We start from the raw sequence: 23,973 nt of genomic DNA, 5'->3' as shown, positions 1-23,973 counted from the left end.
TCCGGGTGGACAGTGAGGGGCACAAGGGCGAATGGCTTCGGATGGTCGCGTGTCCGATTCCCCACTGCGGCGCGACCCGCGGCGAGGACTACAACAAGTTCGCGGTCCACCTGGCCGCCGAGCACGGTCCGGAAGACCTCGGGCTATCGTCCAGCGGACGGCCCGTCGCGACCGACGGCGGTGTGTGCAGCAGCGGACCTGTTCACGCTGTCGCAGAGAGTACGTCGAGGACGGCGAGAGTGGCGAAGGCCGCGACGAGCACGCCGAGGGTGAACAGGATGATCCCGATGGGGTCGATGTCCATACTCCAAAGGGCGCGCTTTTCGTTCAAAAACGTGACTGCAGTGTCGGGAGGTGACGCGTGATGTCGCTCGACGAGGGCATGCTGACGGCCGCCGACATCGTCGGCCTTCTGGAGGACCACGGCGTCGACGTCGAGGACGCCAGTGACATCGCGACGACCGTCGACGGCGACCACGTCCGCGCGACCTTCTCGGTCACGGCGCCGATCGGGCTCTCCCTCGAGGGCGAGGACGCTGCCAGCGAGGACGAGGCCGACCAGGGCCCGGCGACCGACGACGATGTCGCCGCCGAGGTCGAGCAGGTCGAAGCCGACTCCGGAGCGACCGACGATGTCGACGAGCTGACCGAGTCGATCGTCGACGACGAGGACGGGGACGACGCCGACCAGGACGGTCGCGACGACGAGGTCCTCCCGACGTTCGACGAGCTCGTCGACGAGGACGAGAGCGACGCCCCCGACGACGACCCGGACGGGGGCGAGGGTGACGCCGGCGCCGAACCCGCACCGGAAACGGAGGGGTCCGACGGCGGCGAAGACGACACCGGCGACGAGACCGAAGACATGCTCGGCATCGCGACGGCGAAGTCCTACGGCACCACCCTCAACGGGACGGTCGCCGACCACTTCGACACCGACCGGGTGACCGTCGTCGACCAGCCCTACGGCGCCGACCTGATCCCCGGGACCGACGCCGAGGGGCCGGACTACGCCGTCGGGCGCAACAAGGTCCAGCTGGGCGACCCGGGACGGCGCGAGATCGGTGTCGACGTCGAGGAGGAGATCCGGGCGATCGCCGACGGCGACTCCGTGCGACTGGAGCCCGTCGACGGCGCCGTCGAGGAGGACGACGACGAGGACGAGGACCAGCAGGACGACGAGGACGTGCCTGAGCACGACCCCGAGACGGTCTCCGAGCCCCAGCCGGAGGACAACGGCGAGGACACCCCAGAGCCCCATTCGGAACCCGAGGAGGAGACCGCCGAGGAGGACTCGGAGGCGGACGACCCCACCGAGGCCGACGAGTCGGACGCGCCGCCGATCGAGTTCTGGTGCGGTCACTGCGGCGCCGGCCCGGAATCGAGTCAGGCCGACGTTCGCGACCACCACGGCCGGGAGGACCACCCCGGCGAGCCCGTCGTCCTGAGCGAGCACCCGGCCGAGGCGGACGTCATCGAGAACGGCGGGCCCGACCGGCCCGAACGCAGCCTCGATCGCGTCCTTCGCGAGCGTGTCCTGGAGTACCTTCTGGGCCACGCTCGCGACGGCGACCGGTTTTTCAAGCCGGAGGACATCGCCTTCGCGCTCGACGAGCCGGGCAACGATGTCGTCGACGTGCTCAACGATCTGGTGGAGGACCGACGTGAGGTCGTCAAGGTCAGGCCCGTCGGTGTCAGCGGCCAGATGTGGTGTGCGCGGCTCGCGGCGCCGGGCAAGATGACCGAAGGAGAGATCCACAGCGTCGCCGAGGCGTCCGAGTCCGTCGACGAGGCTGCCGAGAACTTCGAGGTCTCGGTGGACTACGCCCGGACCGTGCTGGAGGCCCACGAGTGCCTCGACGACGTCGTCGACGACGACCAGGAGGTGGCCGCCGCCGATGATTGACCGGCTTCGCGACGCCTACCGACGCTGGCGAGTCCGGCGCCGGCGCTCGAAGCTCCAGCGGGCCTACGCGAAAGTCGGGGAGATCCGACATGACCTCGGACCCGGGTTCACGCCCACGTTGTTCGCGTACGGCCAGCTGACCAACGAGGGGCTGGCGTCGCTGGTCGAGACCGAGGACGGCGCCGAACTCGACTGGTACTGGCCCGAGGACGAGCTGGACACCGAGAGTCGCGAGTGTCCCGACTGCGGTGAGGCGGCGCCGGTCGTCGTCGACGTGCAGTCGGTCGGCACGGGGAACTTCGACGCCATCGCCGGCGAGGTCCACGTCGAGCGCAACGGCGGCTACGGCGAGGGCTGGCGGCTGTACTGCCACGAGACGTTCGAGGAGACCGATTCCGCATGAGCCAAACCGAACAGCGAGTCCGCGAGTTCGTCCCGGGCGAAACGGACATCGACCAGTGGATCCGCGACCATCGCGAGCTCATCGAGCGCGAGGCCAACAGCGACGCCCCGGACGCCTGGGTGTTTCAGTCGTTCCTCGACTCGATCGACGACGGCGAGGACGACGAGTCGGACGAGACCGACGACGAGGGAGGTGTCTCGGCTTGACCGAGGCGGCTGGGGTCGACATCGAGGATGCCGACGCCCTGGGTTCGGAGCGAGACACGCTGGGGGGCGCGGACGTCCTCGATCCCGGACATCATCGATTGGCGACCGGCCTGCTGGCGCTCGCGCGCCTCTTTCGTGACCGCCTCGCCGCAGTTGGGGCACCAGCGCGCCGACGGGGAGACGGGCTCGCGGCAGTTCCCGCAGCGCTGGCGCTCCCGCGAGAGGCTGTCGTCGTCGTCGACGATCCCGGCGCCGGCGAAGATCTCCTCGTTCATCTGCTCGGCCGTGACGTGGACGTAGCGCTGCCACATGTCCGTGTCCAGCGACCACTGGACGCGGTGCTGGATCTCCTGTTTATCGTACCCTTCGCGCCACATCCGGGTGACCGCCGAATGTCTGAAGTTGTGGGGGTTGACAGGTTTGTCGACCTCCGCACGGTCGGCGAGCGTCGTCAGGATGCTTTTGAACCGCGACGGCGAGAGGGCTCCGTCCTCTTCAGCGACGGGGCCGCACTCGTCGAAGGTGTGGAACAGCGCCGCCTCGGGCTCGTCGGGCCGGGGGTGGGAGTGGTTCAGGTACACCCGCAGCGACGCCTTCGCGTCGATGATGGGGTAGGGCTGGATGGTCGCGCCCTTCAGCCCGATCGCGTTTCGGTTCGGCGTGTAGGTCGCGCGCTCGCCTTCCAGGTCGACGTCCTTGACCCGGAGCGACCCGGCGAGTGTGAGCCGGGCGCCCGTGTCGGCGAGGAACTCGACGAGCGCCTGGTTGCGCGGTCGGCGGGCGGCCTCGACGAGGTCGCCGACGTCGTCCTGCGAGAGCATGTCCGCCTCGTCGACGGTGTGCTCCTGGTCGTCGGGCTTGTCGGGGTCGAAGTTCGCGACCCACTCCTCGCCGCGGTCGGTCGCCCAGGTCGACAGGGCGGCCTGGTAGTTGTAGACGGTGGCGTCGCTGGGCTGGCCGCCGCGGCCGATGGAGTCGTCGCGACGGACGCGAAAGAACAGTTCCTGGGCGTCGTCGAGGTCGAGGTCGATCAGCGGCACGTCGCTCCACTCGGCGAGGCGCCGGAGCCGGTTGGCGTACTGGCCGAGCGAGGAGACGGCGAGGTCGCCGTCACGGGCGCGGAGCCACGAGCGGATGGCGTCGTGGTCGTCGGGGTGGATGTCCGCCTCGGCGAGGCGTTCGAGTGCGTTGTCGTACCGACGGCGGAAGCCACTGAAGTCGTCGGTCGGCATGAGCGGTCAAAGAGAGTCCTCTTTCATAAAGCAATGGTGCGAAAAACCGCTTTCCGGTCGGACCGGGGAGAGTCGACCGCCGGCGGACCGACCCCACCCGCGCGGCCGCCGTCGGTCGCGGCGCCGGCGCGCCCGTCAGTTGTTTCGGCCGTCGACCTCGGTGACGTGTTCGAGCCACTTCTCGACGGTCGGCTGGCCCCAGTAGCGGACCGTGTCCGAGCGGTCGTCGTAGTCGACGACGCCCGCCGCGTCGAGCCGCGGGAGATGCGTCTCGATCAGCTCGGTCGCGAACTCGTCGTGGCTGCGGCCGCGGGGCTCCCCGAGCCCCGCCGGCTCGCTGGCCGCGAGCAGCATCGCCAGTTCGTCCACCGTCGCCGTGCTCACGTCACCCTCGCGGAAGAACTGACAGACCTCGCGGCGCCGCCAGTCCGAGAGCGCTTCGAACACCGTGTCGATGAACGGTCGATCCCCCTCCAGGTCGTCGACCGCAGGCTTCGTGCGACCGCGTCCTCCGTCGTTTGACCCGCTCCGTTCACTCATACCCGTCTACCCTACCGTTGCTCGCTCTCCATAAAGAATATCGGCCCTAGAAGCCTAGGGTACCTGTTACTCCGCTCACCTGTTCGGGGCGCTGACGTTTCACGCGGCGGCTATCTCCGGGGGATCGGGGGCTACTGCGAGTCGAACATGGCTTCGAGGACGCGGCGGTGGCCCTTGCGGAGGTGCTGGAGGAAAGTCGTCGAGGCGATGTCGAGCGAGTCGGCGAGCGTCTCGGAGTCCGCGTCGCGGGGCCACTCGTAGTAGCCGTTGTAGTAGGCCGTCTTGAGGACCGCGCGCTGGCGGTCGGTCAGTCGGGCGCCGATGTCGCCGTGGCCCGGCCACCAGGGGGCGTCGGTCCGGTGGCGCTCGCGCTTGGCGGCCAGGCTCACGTCGGGAAAGCGGGCGTCCATCGCCTCGGTGACCCGCCGTACGTCCAGATCCGCCGGCGCCTCGACGAGCATGTGACCGACGCCGTCCTCGACGATGCCGCGCTTGCCGCGCGCGCCGGCGTCGGCGAGGAACCGGAACACCGAGTCGGTCAGCGTCATCTCGAAGTGCGGGCCGTCCTCGCGGTCGAGTTCGCGGATCTCCTCGAGGTTGGACAGCTCTTTGGCCGCCGCCGCGCCGACCTCGGGGTCGGCGCCCTCGACGGTGAGGTAGTTGACGACGCGGTCGTCGCCGGTCCGGACCGCGTGGTCGATCTCGAACCGGCAGTCGTGCTCGCGGCTGGCGGCGAACAGCGGCGTCCCGCTGTGGACCTCGAACTCCAGTTCGAGGACGGAGTCGGATTCGACGAGCCGGCGGTACTGGGCGGCCGCGAGCGCGAAGCCGACCGCCTCGCCGAGCGTCTCGAAGCCCGAGAGCTCCCGCCTGCTGAAGGCGTTCGGGCGGTCGGCGTACACCGCGAGCAGGCCGTGCGTCGTCGACCCGTGGGTCAGCGGCACCGCGACCATCGACCCGACCCCGCTCTCGACGGCGGCCTCGCGCCACGGCTCGAAGACCGGGTCGCTCGTCACGTCGTGGACGACCTGCACCTCGCCGGTCCGGTACGCCTCGCCGGCCGGCCCCCCGCCCCGGTCGTCGGCCGCGACCGTGACCGTGATCTCCTCGAGGTAGTCGTCGGCGATCCCCGTCCAGTGGGTCGGCGTCACCTCCCGCTTGGAGGCCTCCCGCTGGCCGATCCAGGCGAACTCGTAGTACTCCGAGTCGGCCAGGCGCTCGCAGACGCTCTCCTTGATCGCCTCGCTGGTCGTCGCGCCCGTCAGCGCCCGGACGCTCTCCTGGACGAGCTCCTGGATCTCCGCCAGCGTCTCCAGTTCGCCGCGCTGGCGCTCCAGTTCGGTGATGTTCCTGGCGATGCTGACGGTCCCCTGCACCTCGCCGTCCGGCCCGTGGTACGGCGCGAAGGTCAACTGGATGGTCTCGTCGGTCGGCTCGCCGGCCACCGTCTCCTCGACGACCCGGGCCCGCCCGGTGTCCAGCACCGCGCGGCGGTGGGCCTCGACGCGCGTCGCGAACCGGTCGTCGAACACCGCCGCCGGCGTCGAGCCGACGATCGAGTCCCGGTCGTCGTCGATGGTCTCGACCATCGCCTCGTTGACGACCCGGTAGCGACCGTCGACGTCCTGCATCGCGATCGGGTCCGCGCTGCTCTCGATGACCGCGCGCAGTTCCTGCTCGCGGGCCTGCCGTTCCGCCTCCCGGCGCGTGCGGTCGGTGATGTCGATGGCGACGGCGATGGCACCCGCGGGCGCCGCGTCGTCCGCGCCGGGCTCGGACTCGGTCAGCGGCTCGAAACACGCCTTGTAGGTCCGGTCGCCGATCGCCGCCGTCGCGTCCCCCGTCTCCCCGTCGAGCGCCCGGTGGAACCCCTCGACCAGGCCCGGACACACCGGCTCGAACGCCTCGACGGGCTCGCCGAGGAACTCCGACCGGTCGCAGACCAGCGCGTCGAAGTCCAGCCCCTGACAGTGGTCGATCCGCCCCTCGCCGTCGACCACGACCATCATGACCGGCAGGTCCTCCATGATGGTCGACAGCCGCTCGCGGTTGGCCGCCAGCGCCTCCCGGCGGCGCTCGCGCTCGGTCACGTCGCGGACGACGTTGACCACCGCGACCACCTCGCCGTCGCGCTCGATCGGCGACAGCCGGTTCTCGACGTACCCCATCCCGCCGTCGAGCCGGACGTGCGAGGTGATGGTGTGGCTGTCGACCGCGCCCGCGAACAGCTCCCGCAGCGCCCGCATCCCCTCGTGGAAGATGTCGCCGTCGATGATCCCGAGTTCGCGCAGGCAGTCCACGTCCCGCCCCACGACGCGGTCGGTCGGGATACCCGTAAAGCGCCGGAACCCGTCACTGGCCGCCCGGATCGTGTGCGAGCGGTCGACGACGTAGACGGCGTCGGCCGCCGCGTCGACGCTGGCCTCGTAGAGCGCCCGCTCCGTCTCGAAGGGGTCCGCCGCGTCCGACAGCGTCACGACGGCGGCCGTGACCGCCCCGTCGCGCTCGACCGGCCGGACGGCGACGGTCACCTCCCGACCGCTCGACCGGACCGGCCCGCTCCCGATCGTCCGCTCACCGGTCTCGACCGCCCGCCCCAGCGGGTCGCTCGGGCAGTCGACGACCGCCGGAACCGACGAGTCCCGCGGGTCCGCCTCAATCCGCTCGGCGAACGGCCCGTTCCAGGCGCGGACGGTCCCGTCCGGGTCGCAGACGACGGCCGGGTCTTCGACGGCGTCGAGCAGCTCGGCGACGACGGGGTCGGTCACCGCCCCCGGCCCTTCCACTCGCTCGCTCACGCCGTCCCCACCCGCGCGTGCTGGCTACCCATGGTTACTGGGAGAACGGTACCACGTCGAGGCTCATAACTTGTGGGCCTGGTTCACGTGCGACGGCCCGTCGGCCGCCACCGCGTCAGTCCGCCGCCGCGGCGGCCCCGCAGTCCTCGGCGACCGAGACGAGCGACAGCCAGGTGTTACAGCCGGCGCGGAGCGCCACCAGGTCGGCGGCGGTCACGGTGACGGTCAGGGTCGCGCCGTCGCGGTCGAGGGTCGCGGTCGTGCGGTCGCCCTCGATGTCGCCGACCTCGACGGCGACGGCTCGCTCGACGCGGCGAGCGCGCTCGGCGTCGGGATACTCCCAGTCGAAAACGGCCTCGTGGTCCACGGCTCGCGCGTTACTGCACGTCGACTTCTTTGATGTCGCGGCTGCGCTCCTTGAGGAGCACGCGGTGGCCGCAGTACGGACAGCGGACGCCGCCGTACTCGTCCAGTTCGACGTCGCGCTTGCAGCGGGAACACTTGTAGCTCATTCGTCGTCGTCGGCGAGTGCGGCGCGGATCGACCGGGTGACCGTCCGGCCGCCGGGGGTCGTCGGGGTGTACGCGCCACCGGTGAAGGTGTGACCGCAGTAGCCGCACTCCCAGATGCCGGTGCCCTGGCGGTCGACGCGGTCCTCGCCGCAGTCGGGGCACGTGTGGTCCTCGTTCATCTCGCCCTCGATCTCGGCGACGCGGCGGCGAGCGACGCGGCCGTACCGCGCGCCGAACCGACCCGCGCTTCCGGTTCGTCCCTGCTGTTCAGCCATAGTAACGTATCGTCCGGCAGTGGGCCGTATAAACCCTGCGAGTCACATCCGACGCCGTCGGCCGCCCCCTCGCACGGCGTCGGCGCTGTCGCGTCTGCTCACGCCGGGGGCGCAACTCGTTTGTCGTCGCCGTTCGACGAGCCGCCCATGGGATGGACTGTCGAGACCGACGCCGTCGCGAACTGCCCGACCTGCGGCGACGACCTCGGCGAGCGCGAGACATCGGACGGGCCCCGCCCGCACTGCGCGGCCTGCGACCTGACGATCTACCGGAACCCGGTCCCGATGGCGCGAGCGACGGTCGTCGACGGCGACGAACTCCTGGTGGTCCGCTTGGGGGTCGGCGAGGACGCCGGCGAGTGGGCGCTCCCCGGCGGCCGGATCGAACACGGCGAACCGCCCCGCGCCGGCGCCGCGCGCGAACTCGAAGAGGAGACGGGGCTGGCGGTGGCGCCCGACGACCTACAGCTCGTCGGCGACGGCTTTCTGGAGTTCGACGCGACGACGATGGTGTCGTTCAACTACGCCGCGCCCGCCGACGCGGCGTCGGGGACCGTCGCGGCGGCCTCCGACGCCGCCGCCGCGCGGTTCGTCTCCCGGGCGGAACTGCGCGAGATCGACGCCCCGTTCCGTGCCTCCGGCCGCGACCAACTGCTGGCCGCGCTCGACGCCCTCGGCGACGGGTAGAGTGGGTCCCGTTCGGGAGGGGCTCACTCCTGCAGGTCGGCCTCGCGCAGCGCCTCGTTGAGGTCCTCCCGAACCACTTCCCCCAGATCGCGCTCCCGGGCGGTCGTGACGACGCGGTTCTCCTGGACGGACGAACCGTCGCGGATGAGCAGGCGGACGTTGCCGTTCTCGCCGGCGCGGGTGGCTTTCGCGCGGACGCCCGACCGCGAGCCCGAGCCGCCGGCGTCGATCGGACCCGGAATTATCTTCTTGACGTGGGGGTGGCCGGCGACGGTCTGGATGGCGCGCTGGCCCGCCCGGCCGCCGACGAGCGTCGAGTGGGAGCCGCCGATCTTCTCCCTGGGCGCCGCCTCGACGACCTCTAGCGGCGCGTCGCCCCGGCGGGAGAGCACCGACTCGACGGGGTCCTCGTCGTCGCCGACCCGGTAGAAGTCGTGGTGCAACTGGCCCCGCACCGCCCGCAACACTTCCCGGTCCCCCGTCGCGTACACCTCCTCCGGGCGCTTGCGGCGCACCTCGTCGGCGACGAGCCCGGCGAAGTTCCGCAGCTCGATCACTCCGGTCTCCTCGCCGTCCTCGGGGGTGGTCGTCACCTCGCGGACGCCGGCGACCTCCTCGTCGACGAGTGTCGTCACGCGGGCCCGATCGCGGTCGAGTTCCAGTACGACGGCGTCGGCGTTCTCCGAGCGACAGACCAGACAGTAATCGCCCGGTCGGTCCAGCGCGGAGCCGCAACGCCGACACTCCATATCGGATCGGTCCCGTGCGAGCGTCAAAAGCGGCGCGGAAATCCCGCCCCGTGGGAGTCCGTCACAGCCGAGCGCGTCCGACGCGCCCCCGTCGACCGCTCTCAGAGGTCGTCGGGGTCGCGCTTGAGGTACTCGCGCAGCACGACCGTCGCGTAGCTCCCCTTCGGGAGCGTGAACTCGAAGGTGAGCGCGTCGCTCGCGTCGTCGCCGTCCCGGTCGGGGGCGGCGCGGTCGACGGACAGGTCCGTCCGCACCAGGATCGCCCGCCGCGTCCCGGTCGACTCGAACTCGCCCGGCAGGTCGAAGTCGCCGGGGTCCAGATCCAGCTCGTCCAGTACCTCGCGTTCGATCTCTCCCACCTCGCCGTCGGCGAGGTCGGTCTCGGTGCCGACCAGCGGCGCGGTCACGAACGCGCGGCCGCGCTCGCAGTGGCGACGGACCGTCCGGACCCGGTCCTCGGTCACGCGCTGGGTGCGGTCGGTGTCGGGCAGCGCGACGCCCTCCGGCGCGTCCGGATCGGCGAAACACACCACGTCGCCCGCGACGGGTTCGTGGAACGGCAGGCCTCGCTCCAGCCGCTCGGAGAGCATCCGGTTGAACGCGTACGACTGGGCGGCGTTGACGAACAGCCGCTGGAGATTGGAGGGGACCGCTTCGAGCGCGGCGCGGTAGTCCTCGTCGCCGAGGTCGCCGTCCTCGCTCCCCAGCCGGTCCCGCCGTTCGACGAGTCGGTGACACATCGACCGCTCGAATCCGAGCCGCTTCGGCAGCCTATCGAGCGCGCCCGCCCAGTCCTCGGTCTCCTGAACGTAGCGGCGGGCCTCCTGGGTCGACTCGGGTTCGCGCTCGGCGGGATTGCCGACGTAGGCCAGCACCGCGCCCTTCCAGTTCCCGCGGAGGATTTCGAGGCCCACCTCGTGAGTGACCGGGCGCTTGCTGCCGAAGCGCTGCTGGCCGAAGTAGTTCGGGACGCCGACGGTCGCGGGCTCGTCGGCGTCGGTTTCGGCGGCCGGCTCCCGCGTGTCGCCCCCGCTCGCGAACGCCACCAGATCCGCGGTGGTCGCGTCGGCGTGCTCGGGTTCGTCGACCCCGCAGACGGTGATCTCGAAGGCGTTGCCGGCCAGGTCGCCGAACAGGACGGGGCGGCCGGTCCGGCCGAGCAGTTCCACCTCGGCGTCGCGAATCTCGACCGCTCGCAGCTCCTCGGGGTCGCCCTTCCCGACGGAGAACAGCTGGGTCGTGACGGCGTGTTTGTCCTTCGTGCCCGCCCAGGAGACACGTTCGCGGGAGATCCCGAGCCGGTCCGAGAGGTCCGACGCGAAGTCGTTGGTGTCCCACCCCCGCAGGGTGACCCGCGCGAGCACGTTGGGGTAGGCGCCGGCGTCGGCGTCGAGCGGTTCGGCGTCGAACGCCTCGACTTCGGTGACCCGGAAGTCCTCGGGCGCCTCGCGGAGGCGCCCCCCGACCCCGGGCGCGTCGCTGACGTAGTGTGCCATCCCGACCGCCCGCTCGACGGGGTGTGCCTCGCGCATCTGTCGGAGAGTCGCCCGGGCGCGAGTAAATGCCTGTCGACCCTCGCGGGTCGCCGGTTCGCCGTGACCCGCGAGCGGTCACCGCTCGGCGGCCGTCACTCGATGGTGACGGTGGCCGTCGCGTTCTGCGCGTCGTTCACGCGCACGTCGACCTCGTACTCGCCGGGCTCGTCGGGGTTGTCGACGGCGGGGTAGCCGACGACGACCACGTCGCCCTCCGAGAGGGTGTAGTCGGTGTCCAGCGTCGCGTCGAAGGAGTAGGCGTTGTTGTTGACGCCGCTAACGTGGCTCTCGTTGAACTCGCGCTCCGACTCGCCGTCGGCGTCGGTGTCCACGCCGAGGATTATCTCCTCGTGCTGGGCGGAGTCGACCGTGAAGTTCTCGCGCGGGTACGTCGCGCCGATTGCGGTCCACTCGCTCCCGTTCGTCGTCTCGTCGACCGTCAGCCGAAGCGTCTGGTTCACGTCGGTCGCGCCCGCGCTGTCGTCTTCGAGCGCCACCCCGTCGTCGGTCACCGTCGCTCCGGGCTGGTCGGTGTCGGCATCGCTACCGATCAGCGCCGAACAGCCCGCCAGTGCGACCATCGCCACCAGCGCGACCGCGATCAAGGTGCGTTTCACGCTCCCGACGAAGTGATCCCCACTGGTAAATGCGTCGCATCCACCGGGACAGAAAGCTTATATCGGGGGCCTCCCCCGGGGACGGTCCCGAAACGGACAGGTGGCGGGCGTCCCTCGATGGGGACGATGAACGTCACCCGGGTCGGGGTCGCCGTCGAGACGCGCGCACCAACGGGGCAGACGAACGCCTACGTGCTCGGGTCGGACCCGGCGCTCCTCGTCGACCCCGCCGCTCGAACCGACCGGCTGGACGAGTTGGCGGCCGACCGCGGCGTCGGCCACGTCGCGGTCACGCATCATCACCCGGACCACGTGGGGCGAGTCGCCGACTACGCCGAGGCACGCGACGCGACCGTCTGGGCCCGGACCGGTCGCGCGGACGCCTTCGAAGCCGCGACCGGCGTCGAACCCGACCGGACCGTCGCCGAGGGGGCCCGGATCGAGACCGGCGACGGCCCCGTCCGGGTCGTCGACACGCCCGGACACGCGCCCGAACACGCCGCGTTCGCGACCGAAGACGGCGACGAGTCGGTGCTGCTCGGCGGCGACCTGGCGGTCGCAGAGGGGAGCGTCGTCGTCGGCGCACCGGAGGGCGACGTGCGCGCGTATCTCGCTTCCCTCCGACGGGTCCACGCGATGAACCCCGACCGCCTCCTGCCGGGCCACGGCCCGCCGGTCGAGGGGGCGGCCGTCCGCGACACCGCGGCGCGGCTGATCGGTCATCGCCTGGATCGCGAGCGTCGCGTCCGCGACGCGGTCGAAGAGGGCGCCGAGACCGTCTCCGACATCACGAGCGCCGCCTACGAGAAGGACCTGTCCGGAGTCCGGGACCTCGCCGAAGCGACCGTCCGCGCGCACCTCGAAACGCTCGCCGTCGAGGGATCGGTCCGGTGGGACGGCGAGCGAGCGCGACCGGCGTAGCGGAGGGCGCCGTTCGACGCCGCGCTCGCGACGCGCTTTTGCCCGTCGACCCGGTAGCTCGCCCATGGAGAGTCTCGAAGCCGAGCGCGAGCGAGCCGAGGCCCTGGACGTGTCCGAGCTGGCCGACGCCATCGAGACGATCGGCTTCGAGTGTACCCGCTGTGGCGCCTGCTGCAAGGCCGTCGAGGGCTGTGGGGGCGACGGCGGAGACGGTGGGGGCGACGCCGCCGAGCGGGGAGACGGATCCGCGGGCGAAGACGCCGAGGGCCACGACCACACCGCGACCGTGTTCCCCGACGAAGTGCGCGAGCTACAGGAGACCGACGACTACGACTGGCGGGACGTGGCGCGGCCGATGCCCTACGGGCTCGTCGAGGGCGAGGACGGCCCGCAGGGCGAGACCTTCGAGTGGGCGCTCCAGACCGACGACTGCGGCGACTGCACGTTCTACGCCGAGGACGACGAGGGCGTCGGCGCCTGCACGGTCCACGGCGACCGCCCGCTGGTCTGTCGGACCTACCCGTTCAGCGTCGCGCTCGGCGGGACGAGCCAGCCGATGGGCGAGGCCGTCGACGAGGCGGGGATGGTCCGCGCCCACGAGTGCGAGGGGCTGGGTCGGGACATCTCGCGCGACGAGGCCGAGGAACTGGCCCGGGCGCTCAAGCAGCGGGCGGTCCGGGAGCTGGAGGAAGCGGTCGCCGTCCGGGACAGCTACCGACCGATCGAGCGCGGCCCCGGCGAGGTGGTGGTCTTCGACTCGGAGGGCCCGAAGCGCTCGGACGGGTCGGAGATCGAGTGAGCGCGGGGATCGTCGCAGATCGGGTTCCGCGGACCGATCTGGCGGGATCGGGCTGGCATACTTTCATAAAACAGGGGGTCTATGACTCACCCGGAGGTCTACATCGTGGAAATCTCAGATAAGCTGCTGTGTCTGTTCAGTGCGGACGTGTCGGACGACGGCGACCGGTACGTCGTAGAGGTGCCGAAACGGGAGATCGAGACGGGGGCAGTCGATCCGGGGGAGACCTACCGCGTCGCGCTCATCTCCTCGGAGGTGGAACGGGCCGAAGACACGGACGAGGACAACGTCCCCTCGGAGCCACAGCCGCCGGTCGAGGCCGGCGAGATCCGTTACGTCGAGATCGAAGACATCGGCAAACAGGGCGACGGCATCGCGCGCGTCGAGCGCGGATACGTCATCATCGTCCCCGGCGCCGACGTGGGCGAGCGCGTCAAGGTCGAGGTCACCGAGGTCAAGTCCAACTTCGCCGTCGGCGAGATCATCGACGAGGACCTGTAGTTCTCCGGGGCCACCGCCCCGTCGTCTCCCGCCGCGACAGCGACGGCCGTCGCGACCCCGCGGCTGGTACGGCCGGTTAACCAACGGCACCAACGCGCCCCTCGAAGCCCACCGTAGGCTCCCGTTACGGCCGCGGTCGAGCCGGACAACCGCAAGAATGCGGCGGGGTTTACCGATCGTACCAAACCCGCTTTAGGGGAACGGTACCTCCCTGTGAGTATGAGCGCGACCACCGCGAGCGCGACGGGCGAGCAACTCACCCTCACCGAGAAACAGCGCCGGATCCTGGGATACCTCCGGGACAACGCCGACCAGCAGACGTACTTCAAGTCGCGGCTCATCGGGGACGAACTCGACCTCTCGGCCAAGGAGGTCGGGTCGAACATGACGACCATCCAGAACAGCGACACCGACCTCGACGTGGAGAAGTGGGGCTACTCCTCGTCGACCACCTGGAAAGTCACCGCCTGAGCGGACTCACTCTCGCGCTTTATCACACCCGCCAGCGACGGCTGTGGCTGGGCGGGTGGCGGTTCTACCCCGGACCGGGCTCGTCTGCCCGAGTCGCTCAGGGGTCGTAGGTGACGATGTCGTCGGCGTCGGCGGCCAGGTCGGCGGCCTCCGGACCGAAGGAGTCGGCGTGCTGGACGAGCAGCAGAAGGAGCGTCTCGGGCCGTTCCAGCGCGTAGCCGTCCTCGCGGGAGAGCAGCCCGGCCGCCTCCAGCTGGCTGGCGTACTTGCTGACGGTGGGCGCCGAGACGCCGAGCTCCTCGGCGAGGGCGGTGCCCGACACCTCGGGGTCGCGCAGGAGCGCGACGACCATCCCTCGCGGGGTCTCGCGCCGGAGGTAACCGAGCGCTACCTGCTCGAACTCGGAGAAGCGGTCGGCGGGGAAGAACCGTCGGTACTCCCCGTCCTCGCGGCTCTCGACGGCACCGTCCCGTTCCAGCCGGCGGAGGTGGTGCTGAGTCTCCCCCGTGCCCAGTTGCAGGTCGTCGCGGATCTTCGAGAAGTGCGCGCCGGGCGTCGCGGCGACGTACCCGACCAGCGCGTCGGGCGCGTCGCTGTCGCTCTCTTTCGCGAACCCGACGAAGGGACTGGTCGCCCCCAGGGCAGCGAAGCGACGGAGCGTCGCCCGCTTGCTCTCGTCGACGTCCCCCTCTCGCGCCATTATGGGTCTTTTGGCGGTGGGGTGGTAAAACGGCTTCGGCTACCGGGGGCGTCGGCCTTCGGACCGCCGAGAGCCACCCGGAGAGCCGAATTCCGACGAACGAGTCGCTAGCGGTGAACTAACGGAGTAGATACCGGTACGTATCCGGTTCGGAAGCGATCGGAACCCGAAGCGGGAGGTGGTACGGGCCCCGAATCCGAACCGACAGGGAGGACTTACTCCGTCTCGGTCTCGGGCTCGCGCTCGCCGTCGGTGTTGGCAGCGCTCCCGTCGCCGCCGGGACCGCCGACGGGACTTCCGGTCGGGTCCTGTTCGGCGTCCATCTCCTCGATGACTTCGTCGGGGTCGCGGATGTTCGCCGCGTCTTTGCCTTCCTTGATGGCCTGGGCCTCCTGTTCCATCGCGTCGACGTCGACCTCGGCCTCCTCGTCGATCTGGCCGAGGATCTCCTCGATGTTGTCGAGGCCGATGAGTTCGCGCGTCTCGGCGTCGAAGTTCAGGCTGTCGAGTTCGTTCTCGCCGTTGGCCTTCGCCATCTCGTTCACGTCGCTGCCCGAGAGGTGCTTGCCGTACCGGCCCACCAGCGAGGTGAGTTCCTGGGGCATGACAAACGTCGTCGATTCGCCCTGACCGATGTTCTCCAGGGTCTCCATGCCCTTGTCGATGATGGCCCGTTCGCCCATCGACTCGGCGGACTTCGCCCGGAGGACCGTCGAGATAGCGTCGCCCTGCGCTTCGAGGATCTGGCTCTGCTTTTTCCCCTGTGCGCGGACGATGTCGGACTGTTTCTCACCCTGGGCCTGCTCGATGGCCGAGCGCCGTTCACCCTGCGCTTCGAGGATCATGGCGCGGCGTTTGCGCTCGGCGGAGGTCTGTTGCTCCATGGCCTGCTGGACGTCCTTCGAGGGGTTGACCTCGCGGACCTCGACGCTCTCGACGCGGATCCCCCACTCGTCGGTGGGTTCGTCCAGTTCCTTGCGGATCTTCGCGTTGATCTCCTGGCGCTTGTTGAGCGTGTCGTCGAGTTCCATGTCACCCAGCACCGCCCGCAGCGTCGTCTGGGCGAGGTTGGAGACGGCCTTCTTGTAGTTGTCCACTTCGAGGAACGCCTTCTTGGCGTCCATCACCTTGATGTAGACGACGGCGTCCGCCGTGACGGGGGAGTTGTCACGGGTGATCGCTTCCTGGCGCGGCACGTCCAGCGTCTGGGTCCGCATGTCGAAGGCGTAGGTCTTCGAGACGAACGGCGGCACGAAGTTGATGCCGGGTTCGAGGAGCTTGCGGTACTCGCCGAACACCGTCAGCGCCCGCTTCTCGTAGGCGTTGACGATCTCCACCATCTGGTACACCATCACGACCGCGAGCAACAGCAGGATGACCGCCACGATCGGAAGGGCGCCACCGAGACTCTGCAACACTGGTACGGGGATCATGCGATCAAACTTCGTCCCACCCCGTCAAAAGTGTTGGGTGAGCGACCACAGATGCCGGGCCGCGGTACGGCGGTCGCGAACGGCGGGGCCGCGGGTCGACTCGGTTCGGAACGTCCGGGTCGGCTCAGGCCGGGTCGGTCTCGAACTCGCGTTCGTCGTCGGTGTCGCGGTCCGCCTGGATCCCGTCGCGGTCTTCGCTCCCGTCGCCGTCCGGCGACGGGCTCGAACTCCGTCGGCGTTCGCGGGCGAGTTCGCGGTCGATCTCGTCGGTCCCGCCGGTGAGGGGTTCGACGGTGACGACGTTGCCGCCGCCGGGGTCGACGACCATCACCTCGGTGCCCTCCTCGATCTCGCCGTCGACGCTCTTGGCGCGGTAGTAGGGGTTGAACCCGCCCTCGTCGAGTTTCACCTCGCCTTCGGTCTCGGTGATCCGCTCGGTGACCCGACCGGTCTCGCCGCGCAGCGAGTCGGAGTCGCTGGTCTGGGGGCCGCCCTTGCCGCCGTAGAAGTCGAACTGGCGGTAGACGTAGAAGGTGCCCGCTCCCGCCGCGACGACCAGTCCGGCGAGGATCAGCGGCGCGAGCACGCCCAGTCCGGGCGGGAGCAGCAGGCCGACGAGTCCGGCGACCAACAGGGCCACGCCGAGGACCATGAAGTGCGCTCCGGGGGCGAACGCCTCCGCGATGGTCAGCGCCGCGCCCGCGAGCAGGAGGAACAGTGGGAGGTTCGCCCCGATCCACGACAGGACCGAGGTCTGCCCGATCCACTCGATCATATCGGAGATTCGGTCGCCTACCCGAAAACACTTCCCCTCGCACCGGTCTCGGCGTCCGGTCGGTCGGGACGCGGTCAGAACCGCACGAACACCGCGTAGAGGACCGCCGTCACGGCGGCGACGCCCAGCGTGATCCCGCCGACCGTCGGCGGCGTCAGCGGCGTGACGACGCTGGCGAACACCAGCAGGACCAGCAGGGCGCCGGCGGCGACGAACACTGCGCTCTCCAGGCTAGGCGTGTCCGACTCGACCGGCAGATCCGGCGTCACCGACCCGGCGACGTTGCCGCCCTCGCCCTCTCCCTGACCGCCACGTTCGGACTCGGACTCGGACTCGGACTCGGTTCCGCCGAACGCGACCGTCGGGCCGTCGTCGTCTTCGTCGCCGACGGTCACGTCCCAGCCGTCGCTCCCGTCGTCGAGCGCGTCGGCCTCGTCCACGTCGCCGGTGTCGTCGCCCACCTCGTCGACGGAGAACCGCCACTCCTCCTCGTCGTCCTCGGTCCCGGCGTCGTCTGCCATGGCCGCCCGTAACGGCCGGCGGCCAATAGGGCTTGTCGTCGCCCGACGCCCGAGACAGCCGATACTGTCGGACTTCGAACAGAAACGTCGTTCGCCAATACTTTTTGCTTTCGGAGGCCCGGATCCGAGGTATGCGAACCTGCCCTCCAGCAGAACCGCGGTGGCCGCGGCGCGCTCCGCCGTCTACCCCACCGCAGTCGAGAGCCGAACGCGAGTCGACCGGACGCGAACCGGGTCGGACCCGGACCGCGAGTCCCGGAGGTGACCGACGGTGACCGACCCGGCCGTCGTGGCCGACGGGCTGACGAAGCGCTACGGCGAGGAGCTGGCGGTCTCGGACCTGTCGCTGTCGATCCCCGCGGGCGACGTGTACGGCTTCCTCGGCCCCAACGGGGCCGGAAAGACGACGACGATGCGGATGCTGACCGGGCTCACCCGACCGACCGAGGGGACCGCGACGGTCGCGGGCGCCGCCGTCGACGACCGCCCCGCGCTGACCGATCGGATCGGCTACCTGCCGGCGGACCCGCCGGTGTTCGACGAGCTGACCGGCCGCGAACACCTGAGATACGTAGCGCGACTCCACGAGCTCCAGCCCGACGAGGCCGGCGAACGCATCGACGACCTGCTCGCGCGGTTCGACCTGGCGGACGACGCCGACCGCCGGATCGGCACCTACTCGACGGGGATGGGCAAGAAGGTCGGCGCCATCGCCGCGCTCCTGGGCGACCCCGAGGTGGTCTTTCTCGACGAGCCGACGAGCGGGCTCGACCCCCGGGCCGCGCGGACGATGCGCGACACGGTCGCGGCGGTCGCCGAGCGCGACGTGACCGTCTTCCTCTCGTCGCACGTCCTCTCGGTCGTCGACGAGCTGGCCGACACCGTCGGCGTCATCGACGACGGGGAGCTCGTCGCCGAGGGGCCCACGGACGAACTGAAACGGCGCGCCCGCGACGACGGCGAGACGGACCTCGAAACCGCGTTCCTCGACATTACGGAGGACGAGGATGTCCCAGACGAACGAGTCGAGGCCTGAGTCGACGCCGTCGGCGGGAGCGCGACCCGCGTCGGCGAGTCGGCGCGGACGGTTCCCGTCGCCGTCGGTCAGCGCGACGATCGCGCGGGTCGAGTTGCGGCGGATGGTCCGGCGGATCCGCGCCCAGGACGTGTGGCTCGCGATGGTCGCGCTGGGGGCGCTCGCCATCCTGGCGGTGCTCCCGATCGCGTTCGACGCGGCGAGCGGCTGGGGCGCGACGCTCGCGGGCGGCGACGCCGGACCGGCCGCGACGGTCACCCTGCTCGTCGCCAGCGGCTGGGTGTTCGTCCTCGCGATGGGCGTCGTCGCCGGCGTCGGCTCCTACGGCGAGATCGACGAGCCCGCCGGGATGTTGACGATCCGACCGCCGAAAGACGTCGCGGGCGGGCTGCTCCTGATGAACGCCGTCGGCTACGTCCCGTACGTGGCCATCCCGTTCGGGGTCGGGTTCGCCGGCCTGGCCGTCGGCGCCGGCACGCCGCTGGTGCTGGTCGGCGGCGCCGGCGCGACCGTCGCCCTGCTGGCCAGCGCGATGGCGATCGGCTACCCCACCGGACTGGCGCTGAAGGGGGTCATCCGCCGATCGAAGTGGCTCTCGCGGCTCAAACCCGTCATCGGTGCGGTCGTCGTGGTCGCGTACTTCTGGGTCTCGTTCGCCGGGCACCTCCCCGCGGTCGTCGACGCCCTCTCGCCCGTGTTGCGCGGCCCGCCACTCGCCTGGCTGGGCGACCTCGCGCTGGTCACGACGCCGGGCGCCGGCGCCTCGCTCGTCGGCGCCGCGGCCGCGCTCGGCCTCGCGGTCGCCGTCGTCCCCGTGGGCGTCCTCGCGACGGTCCGCGCGGCCGAGTTCGCGTGGTTCGCCGACGACCAGCGCGACACCGCCGACGAGACCGAACCCGGTCCGGAGTCGGCGTCCGTCGCCGGACGGCCGGCTCCCGTCACTGGGTCGAGTCGACTCGGCGACGTTCTGGGGCTCGTCTGTCGCCGCCAGGGGACCGTCGGCGTCGCGGCGACGACGCTCGTGCGGGCCTACCGGGCGCCGCTGCAGTTGCTGTTCGCGGCGGTCCCGCTGTTGTTCGCGCTGCCGATGGTCGAAGGGGCGCTCGCGACCGGGACGGTCCCGTCGTACGCGCCGTGGTTCGCGATGCTGTACGGCGCGTGGGCGGCCGGCGTCGCCGCGCCGCTCAACCTCCTCGGCAACCAGGGGGCGACCCTGCCCGGTCTCCTGACCTCCCGCGCGAGCGGCCGCGAGGTCGTCCACGGGCACGTCCTCGCGGCCGTGGCTCCGGTCGCACCCGCCGTGGCGGTGCTGACCGGCGTGGCCGCCCGAGCCAGCGGGCGCTCGACGGGCGAAGCCGTCGGCTTCGCGGCGCTCGCGCTCGTCGTCGTCGCCGCCGGCGCTGTCGTCGCGGCCGCCATCGGCGCGCGGTTCCCCCGGTTCGACGGCATCGACGTGACCGCCGACCGGACGGCGACGCCGCCGAGCAAGGCCGCCTTCGCGCTGTACTCGATCCTGGCCACCCTCGGCGTCAGCGCCGCCGGCGTCCTCTCCGACGAACTCTACCGGCTGGTGATCCACTCGCTGCTCGCCCCCCGGCTCCCCTTCGGCCTCTCGCTGTCGGTCGCCGGGCTCGAACGGGTCGCGCTGGGCGTCGCCGTCGTCCTCGCCGCGGCCGTGCCGGCGGCGTACCTCCTCGCGGTGCGACGGGTGAGCGGCTACCACGTCGAGTGAGAAACGAGAGACGAAAACGAGGCGACCGCCTGCCGCTCTCTACCGGATCTTCGTCCCGGGCTCGGCGTCGCCGTGGGTGGTCAGCAGGTCGGCCTCCTCGCCCGCCGCGAGCACCATGCCGTTGGACTCGACGCCGAACAGCTCCGCCTTCTCCATGTTCGCCAGCAGGACGACCTTCGTCCCGGGGAGTTCGCCGAGGTCGTGCAACTGTTTGATGCCGGCGACGACCTGTCGGGTCTCCAGGCCGATGTCGACCTCCAGCCGGGCGAGCTTGTCCGAGTCCTCGATGGGCTCGGCCGATTCGACCCGTCCGACGCGGATGTCGATCTCCTCGAAATCGTCGAAGCCGATGCGTTCCTCGGCGAGGGCTTCTACGTCCATACTTTCCTCCTCGCTCTCGGCGGCCTCGTCGGTTTCGGTTCCGGCGTCACCGTCGGCGTCGCCGTCGTCGGTCTCCGCCGCGACCGCCTCGACGCGCTCGTCGAGTTTCCGGTTGAGTTCCTCGACGCGCTCCTCGTCGATCTTCTCGAACAGCTCGGTTGGCTCGCCGAAGTCGGCGGGCGGCGCTTCCAGCGCGGCGTCGAGCGTGGCCTCGGCGACCGACCCGTCCTCCTCGAGCTGGTCCCAGAGACGTTCGGCGGTGTCGGGCGTGGCCGGGGAGACGAGGACGGCGACGGCCTTGGCGACCTGGACGCAGTCGCGGACGACCGGCGCGGCCTCGTCCTCGTCTAAGTTCCACGGCTCGTGGCGCTGGATGTACTCGTTACCGAAGCCGGCCAGGTCGACGGCGGCCTGGGTGGCCTTGCGCACCGAGTAGTCGTTGATGGCCGCTTCGAACTCGTCGACGGCCTCCTCGATACGCTCGCGGACCTCGCTCGACACGTCGGTCTCGGGCGTGCCGCCGAAGTTGCGCTCCGCGAAGAGGAGCGAGCGGTAGGCGAAGTTGCCGACGTTCCCCACCAGTTCGCCGTTGACCCGCTCGCGGAAGCGGTCCCAGGAGAAGTCGATCTCGTCCTGGAAGCCCCCGACCGTGGTGAGGTAGTACCGCAGCGTGTCGGGGTGGAACCCTTCATCGAGGAACTCCCGGGCCCAGATGGCACGATTTCGGCTGGTCGAGAAGGCGTCGCCGTCGAGGTTCATGAACCCGCTGGCGACCACGGCGCGCGGCTCGTTGAAGTCGGCGCCCCGCAGCATGGCCGGCCAGAAGACGGTGTGGTGCTGGATGATGTCCTGGCCGATGATGTGGACGATTTCGCCGCCGTCGGGGCGGTCGTCGGTGCCGTGGTTCTTCCAGACGGCCTCCCAGTCGTACTCGTCGCTCCCGACCCGTTCGGTGTACTGCTTGGTCGAGGAGACGTACTCGATGGGCGCGTCGACCCAGACGTACAGCACGAGGTCCTGGCCGCCGTCGTCGCCGGGGTAGTCGACGCCCCAGTCCAGATCGCGGGTGATACACAGGTCCTCGAGTTCGCCCTCGATCCACTCGCGGGGCTGGTTGCGCGCGTTGTCGGTGCCCTCGAGGCGGTCGATAAAGCCCTGCAGGTACTCCTGGAAGTCCGAGAGTGCCAGGAATTTGTGTTCGCGAGTGCGGTACTCGGCGGGGTTGCCGGTGATCGCGCTGACGGGGTCTTCGATCTCGCCCGGTTCGAGGTGGCGCTGACAGCCGTCGTCGCACTCGTCGCCGCGGGCGTTCGCGCCGCAGTGAGGGCAGGTCCCCTCGACGAAGCGGTCGGGCAGCCACTGGTCGGCGTCGGGGTCGTAGGCGACCTTGATCTCCTTCTCGTGGACGTGGTCGCCGTCGATCCACGACTCGACGAACGACTTCGTCATCGCCCGGTTCGTCTCGTCGTGGGTGTGGCCGTAGTTGTCGAACTCGACGTCGAACCGCGGGAACGTCTCCTCGTACTGTTCGTGATAGCCCAGCGCCAGCTCCTCGGGGTCGACGCCCTGTTCGGCGGCCTGGACGGCGATGGGCGTGCCGTGCATGTCCGACCCGGAGACGAAGGCGGTCTCCTGGCCGAGCGTTCGCAGCGCCCGCGAGAGCACGTCGCCGCCGACGTACGTCCGCAGGTGGCCGATGTGCAGGTCGCCGTTGGCGTAGGGCAACCCGCAGGTCACGACCGCGGGATCCTCCGTGGGGAAGTCGTCGTGGCTCATACTATGCGATACCTCCAGTCGGCTCTTTAACGCGGTGGTTCGCTGTCATCGTGGATCGTGTCGTTCGGGGTCCGATCACTGGTGGACTGACGGTGCGGTCGGAGACCGGCCTTCCCCGTTGCACCGGTCGGGCAGGTCGGCCCGACTGGGGGTATGAGCCCGCGGCGGTGCGAAGGGTCCACCCGGCGCTAGAAGGAGGTGCGCATACGCATACGGCGGGTGGACGGAACTGCCATCTCACTCCCCTCTCCGCCCCCTCGCGGCAAAAATCTTGCCGTGTCGGTTCGGAACCTCCCGATCAGGTGCGGTGGCGCGCGCTGTCGCGGCCTCCGTGCCGCGACGAAGCCGTGCGAGGGATGAGGCGCGCAGGAGCGACGCGACGAGCACCGAATCGGCTGGGGAGGTGTGTGGCCGTCTGCGGTGCCGTGCGGAGTGGTCGCGGTGCTGTCCTGGTGGACTGAAAGGGCGAGGCCCGCTCGCGTTTATGCAGTCGCCTGAGCGGGCCACTATCCGCGCGGGCGGTGCAGAGAGCGCTGATATGCCGCTCAGCGACCGCGAGCGGGCCGAGGGCTTTCATCGCCCGCTGTTGCCTGCGGTCGAGTCTACTATCGAGCGGGACTGAGAAGCGAGTACGACAACCCCTCTCGCTCACTCCCAGGTTATCTTCGCGAGGAAGGCGAGCGCGAACAGTTCGAGGACGTTGAGCGCCATCATGCCGCGCTGGGCGACGGGCGCGGCCGAGTAGACCCAGCCGTGGAAGGTGCCGTGGAAGTACAGCAGGTAGACCGCGAGGAGGTTCTCCGCGAGGAGGAAGCCGGCGAAGACGAGCAGTCCGAGCGTGTGGTTGGCGCCGTAGGCGCGGTAGTTGCGCCCCCAGACCGCGGTCAGGCCGACCAGCAGCGCGACGTTGCCGACCACGGCGAGCCGGGCGGCCTCGAACCACAGCGTCATTGCTGACTCCCTTTGCGATGGGCCGGGAAATACCCTGTCCAAATTGTCTCCCGACTCCGCGGCCCGGCCGGCCGTCGGGTCGCTGGCGCCTCCGGAGCCGGCGGTCGGTCGTCCGGCGGGCCGCCGGTCGGCGGATCGTCGGCTCGCGATCGGTCGGTCGGCGGGTCGGTCGGTCGGCTGTCTTGCTGTCGGTGGCTCATGAGTCGTCCTCCAGAACGGTCGCGAGGACCTCCTCGACGGTGTCCCAGTTGGCCCGACACTGGTCGGTCGGGAGGTAGACGGCGCCGTAGTCGTCGCCGCTGGCCTCGACGACGTTGTTGTCCTCCAGTACCTCCAGATGGTGTCGGACGGTGGTGTAGTCGAGGTCCAGATCCTCGGCGAGCTGGTTGGCGTTGCGCGGTCGCTCGTCTATCGCACGGAGGATGCGCGCGCGGTTCTCTCCCCCGCGGGTGCTGGCGAACACGTACCACAGCACCCCTTCCATTACCCGAAGGTGGCCCGGACCCCTTGTAAGCG

Annotated in this window: 27 protein-coding genes; 11 read left to right on the top strand and 16 right to left on the bottom strand. The window is 70.4% G+C overall.

The window, feature by feature from the left end:
- The first annotated feature begins 364 nt into the window (after window positions 1-364).
- Genes HZS55_RS08995 through HZS55_RS08985 form a run of 3 tightly spaced genes read left to right on the top strand, consistent with a single transcriptional unit; the run spans window position 365 to window position 2,515 of the window.
- Window positions 365-1,906 (top strand): hypothetical protein, encoded by a 1,542-nt coding sequence (locus HZS55_RS08995; RefSeq protein WP_179911350.1) that lies wholly within the window; start codon window positions 365-367, stop codon window positions 1,904-1,906.
- Entirely contained in the window at window positions 1,899-2,309 is a 411-nt protein-coding gene (locus HZS55_RS08990; protein WP_179911349.1) for a hypothetical protein, read from the top strand. The genes HZS55_RS08995 and HZS55_RS08990 overlap by 8 nt, the downstream gene beginning before the upstream one ends.
- Entirely contained in the window at window positions 2,306-2,515 is a 210-nt protein-coding gene (locus tag HZS55_RS08985) for a hypothetical protein (RefSeq protein ID WP_179911348.1), read from the top strand. Before HZS55_RS08990 ends, HZS55_RS08985 begins: the two co-directional genes overlap by 4 nt.
- Here the strand turns inward: HZS55_RS08985 and HZS55_RS08980 are convergent.
- The 6 genes from HZS55_RS08980 to HZS55_RS08955 all read right to left on the bottom strand — a co-directional run bounded on the left by HZS55_RS08980 (window position 2,434) and on the right by HZS55_RS08955 (window position 7,872).
- Complete coding sequence (locus HZS55_RS08980; RefSeq protein ID WP_179911347.1) at window positions 2,434-3,747, bottom strand: site-specific integrase; 1,314 nt, start codon at window positions 3,745-3,747, stop codon at window positions 2,434-2,436. The genes HZS55_RS08985 and HZS55_RS08980 overlap by 82 nt on opposite strands.
- 135 nt (window positions 3,748-3,882) lie before the next feature.
- Window positions 3,883-4,287 (bottom strand): DUF7344 domain-containing protein, encoded by a 405-nt coding sequence (locus HZS55_RS08975; protein ID WP_179911346.1) that lies wholly within the window; start codon window positions 4,285-4,287, stop codon window positions 3,883-3,885.
- A 131-nt stretch (window positions 4,288-4,418) separates the two neighbouring features.
- Window positions 4,419-7,085, bottom strand: a complete 2,667-nt coding sequence (locus HZS55_RS08970; protein WP_179911345.1) for a bacterio-opsin activator domain-containing protein — start codon at window positions 7,083-7,085, stop codon at window positions 4,419-4,421.
- Between the two features lie 115 nt (window positions 7,086-7,200).
- The gene (locus tag HZS55_RS08965) at window positions 7,201-7,452 is read right to left on the bottom strand and encodes a KEOPS complex subunit Pcc1 (RefSeq protein ID WP_179911344.1); all 252 of its coding nucleotides are present in this window, start codon (window positions 7,450-7,452) and stop codon (window positions 7,201-7,203) included.
- A gap of 10 nt (window positions 7,453-7,462) precedes the next feature.
- Complete coding sequence (locus HZS55_RS08960; protein WP_015408900.1) at window positions 7,463-7,597, bottom strand: DNA-directed RNA polymerase subunit P; 135 nt, start codon at window positions 7,595-7,597, stop codon at window positions 7,463-7,465.
- Window positions 7,594-7,872: a 50S ribosomal protein L37ae gene (locus tag HZS55_RS08955; RefSeq protein ID WP_179911343.1), complete on the bottom strand. Its 279-nt coding sequence runs from the start codon at window positions 7,870-7,872 to the stop codon at window positions 7,594-7,596. The genes HZS55_RS08960 and HZS55_RS08955 overlap by 4 nt, the downstream gene beginning before the upstream one ends.
- A gap of 147 nt (window positions 7,873-8,019) precedes the next feature.
- Between HZS55_RS08955 and HZS55_RS08950 the strand changes: the two genes are divergently transcribed.
- The gene (locus tag HZS55_RS08950; RefSeq protein WP_281373087.1) at window positions 8,020-8,559 is read left to right on the top strand and encodes an NUDIX hydrolase; all 540 of its coding nucleotides are present in this window, start codon (window positions 8,020-8,022) and stop codon (window positions 8,557-8,559) included.
- A gap of 23 nt (window positions 8,560-8,582) precedes the next feature.
- Here the strand turns inward: HZS55_RS08950 and HZS55_RS08945 are convergent, their stop codons facing one another.
- From HZS55_RS08945 to HZS55_RS08935, 3 genes are all read right to left on the bottom strand, one after another.
- Window positions 8,583-9,308, bottom strand: coding sequence for a DUF2103 domain-containing protein (locus HZS55_RS08945; protein ID WP_179911342.1), 726 nt, complete (start codon window positions 9,306-9,308; stop codon window positions 8,583-8,585).
- 101 nt (window positions 9,309-9,409) lie between these two features.
- Window positions 9,410-10,840, bottom strand: coding sequence for a tRNA pseudouridine(13) synthase TruD (gene truD / locus HZS55_RS08940; protein WP_179911341.1), 1,431 nt, complete (start codon window positions 10,838-10,840; stop codon window positions 9,410-9,412).
- A 95-nt stretch (window positions 10,841-10,935) separates the two neighbouring features.
- Window positions 10,936-11,460 (bottom strand): hypothetical protein, encoded by a 525-nt coding sequence (locus HZS55_RS08935; RefSeq protein ID WP_179911340.1) that lies wholly within the window; start codon window positions 11,458-11,460, stop codon window positions 10,936-10,938.
- Window positions 11,461-11,586: 126 nt separating this feature from the next.
- Here HZS55_RS08935 and HZS55_RS08930 point away from each other — a divergent pair, with 126 nt between their 5' ends.
- From HZS55_RS08930 to HZS55_RS08915, 4 genes are all read left to right on the top strand, one after another.
- The gene (locus tag HZS55_RS08930; protein ID WP_179911339.1) at window positions 11,587-12,381 is read left to right on the top strand and encodes an MBL fold metallo-hydrolase; all 795 of its coding nucleotides are present in this window, start codon (window positions 11,587-11,589) and stop codon (window positions 12,379-12,381) included.
- A gap of 64 nt (window positions 12,382-12,445) precedes the next feature.
- Window positions 12,446-13,180, top strand: a complete 735-nt coding sequence (locus tag HZS55_RS08925) for a YkgJ family cysteine cluster protein (protein WP_179911338.1) — start codon at window positions 12,446-12,448, stop codon at window positions 13,178-13,180.
- Window positions 13,181-13,285: 105 nt separating this feature from the next.
- On the top strand, window positions 13,286-13,681 hold the full coding sequence (locus tag HZS55_RS08920) for a TRAM domain-containing protein (protein WP_179911337.1): 396 nt from the start codon (window positions 13,286-13,288) through the stop codon (window positions 13,679-13,681).
- Between the two features lie 219 nt (window positions 13,682-13,900).
- A complete protein-coding gene (locus HZS55_RS08915; RefSeq protein ID WP_179911336.1) occupies window positions 13,901-14,152 on the top strand; it encodes a DUF7123 family protein in 252 nt (83 codons plus the stop codon).
- Between the two features lie 97 nt (window positions 14,153-14,249).
- On the opposite strand, the gene HZS55_RS08910 is transcribed toward HZS55_RS08915, so the two are convergent.
- The 4 genes from HZS55_RS08910 to HZS55_RS08895 form a co-directional block, all read right to left on the bottom strand.
- Window positions 14,250-14,852, bottom strand: a complete 603-nt coding sequence (locus HZS55_RS08910; RefSeq protein WP_179911335.1) for a winged helix-turn-helix transcriptional regulator — start codon at window positions 14,850-14,852, stop codon at window positions 14,250-14,252.
- 215 nt (window positions 14,853-15,067) lie between these two features.
- Window positions 15,068-16,285, bottom strand: a complete 1,218-nt coding sequence (locus HZS55_RS08905; RefSeq protein ID WP_179911334.1) for an SPFH domain-containing protein — start codon at window positions 16,283-16,285, stop codon at window positions 15,068-15,070.
- Between the two features lie 124 nt (window positions 16,286-16,409).
- Window positions 16,410-17,060, bottom strand: coding sequence for an NfeD family protein (locus tag HZS55_RS08900; RefSeq protein ID WP_179911333.1), 651 nt, complete (start codon window positions 17,058-17,060; stop codon window positions 16,410-16,412).
- A gap of 74 nt (window positions 17,061-17,134) precedes the next feature.
- Complete coding sequence (locus HZS55_RS08895; protein WP_179911332.1) at window positions 17,135-17,581, bottom strand: DUF7312 domain-containing protein; 447 nt, start codon at window positions 17,579-17,581, stop codon at window positions 17,135-17,137.
- 271 nt (window positions 17,582-17,852) lie between these two features.
- Between HZS55_RS08895 and HZS55_RS08890 the strand changes: the two genes are divergently transcribed.
- Both HZS55_RS08890 and HZS55_RS08885 read left to right on the top strand, forming a co-directional pair.
- Window positions 17,853-18,617 (top strand): ABC transporter ATP-binding protein, encoded by a 765-nt coding sequence (locus HZS55_RS08890; RefSeq protein ID WP_179911331.1) that lies wholly within the window; start codon window positions 17,853-17,855, stop codon window positions 18,615-18,617.
- Between the two features lie 103 nt (window positions 18,618-18,720).
- Window positions 18,721-20,349: a hypothetical protein gene (locus tag HZS55_RS08885; RefSeq protein ID WP_179911330.1), complete on the top strand. Its 1,629-nt coding sequence runs from the start codon at window positions 18,721-18,723 to the stop codon at window positions 20,347-20,349.
- Between the two features lie 39 nt (window positions 20,350-20,388).
- Here HZS55_RS08885 and metG read toward each other — a convergent pair whose 3' ends face one another.
- The gene (gene metG / locus HZS55_RS08880) at window positions 20,389-22,506 is read right to left on the bottom strand and encodes a methionine--tRNA ligase (protein ID WP_179911329.1); all 2,118 of its coding nucleotides are present in this window, start codon (window positions 22,504-22,506) and stop codon (window positions 20,389-20,391) included.
- 484 nt (window positions 22,507-22,990) lie between these two features.
- On the opposite strand from metG, the gene HZS55_RS08875 reads away from it, so the two are divergent.
- On the top strand, window positions 22,991-23,128 hold the full coding sequence (locus HZS55_RS08875; RefSeq protein WP_179911328.1) for a hypothetical protein: 138 nt from the start codon (window positions 22,991-22,993) through the stop codon (window positions 23,126-23,128).
- A 26-nt stretch (window positions 23,129-23,154) separates the two neighbouring features.
- On the opposite strand, the gene HZS55_RS08870 is transcribed toward HZS55_RS08875, so the two are convergent.
- Both HZS55_RS08870 and HZS55_RS08865 read right to left on the bottom strand, forming a co-directional pair.
- A complete protein-coding gene (locus HZS55_RS08870; protein ID WP_179911327.1) occupies window positions 23,155-23,457 on the bottom strand; it encodes a hypothetical protein in 303 nt (100 codons plus the stop codon).
- A gap of 196 nt (window positions 23,458-23,653) precedes the next feature.
- The gene (locus HZS55_RS08865) at window positions 23,654-23,941 is read right to left on the bottom strand and encodes a winged helix-turn-helix domain-containing protein (protein WP_179911326.1); all 288 of its coding nucleotides are present in this window, start codon (window positions 23,939-23,941) and stop codon (window positions 23,654-23,656) included.
- Window positions 23,942-23,973: the final 32 nt, after the last annotated feature.

Source organism: Halosimplex rubrum (assembly GCF_013415885.1).
In the GTDB taxonomy this organism is placed as follows: domain Archaea; phylum Halobacteriota; class Halobacteria; order Halobacteriales; family Haloarculaceae; genus Halosimplex; species Halosimplex rubrum.
The sequence above is the reverse complement of the archived record's forward strand: the minus strand, read 5'-3'. Positions and strand labels throughout refer to the sequence as shown.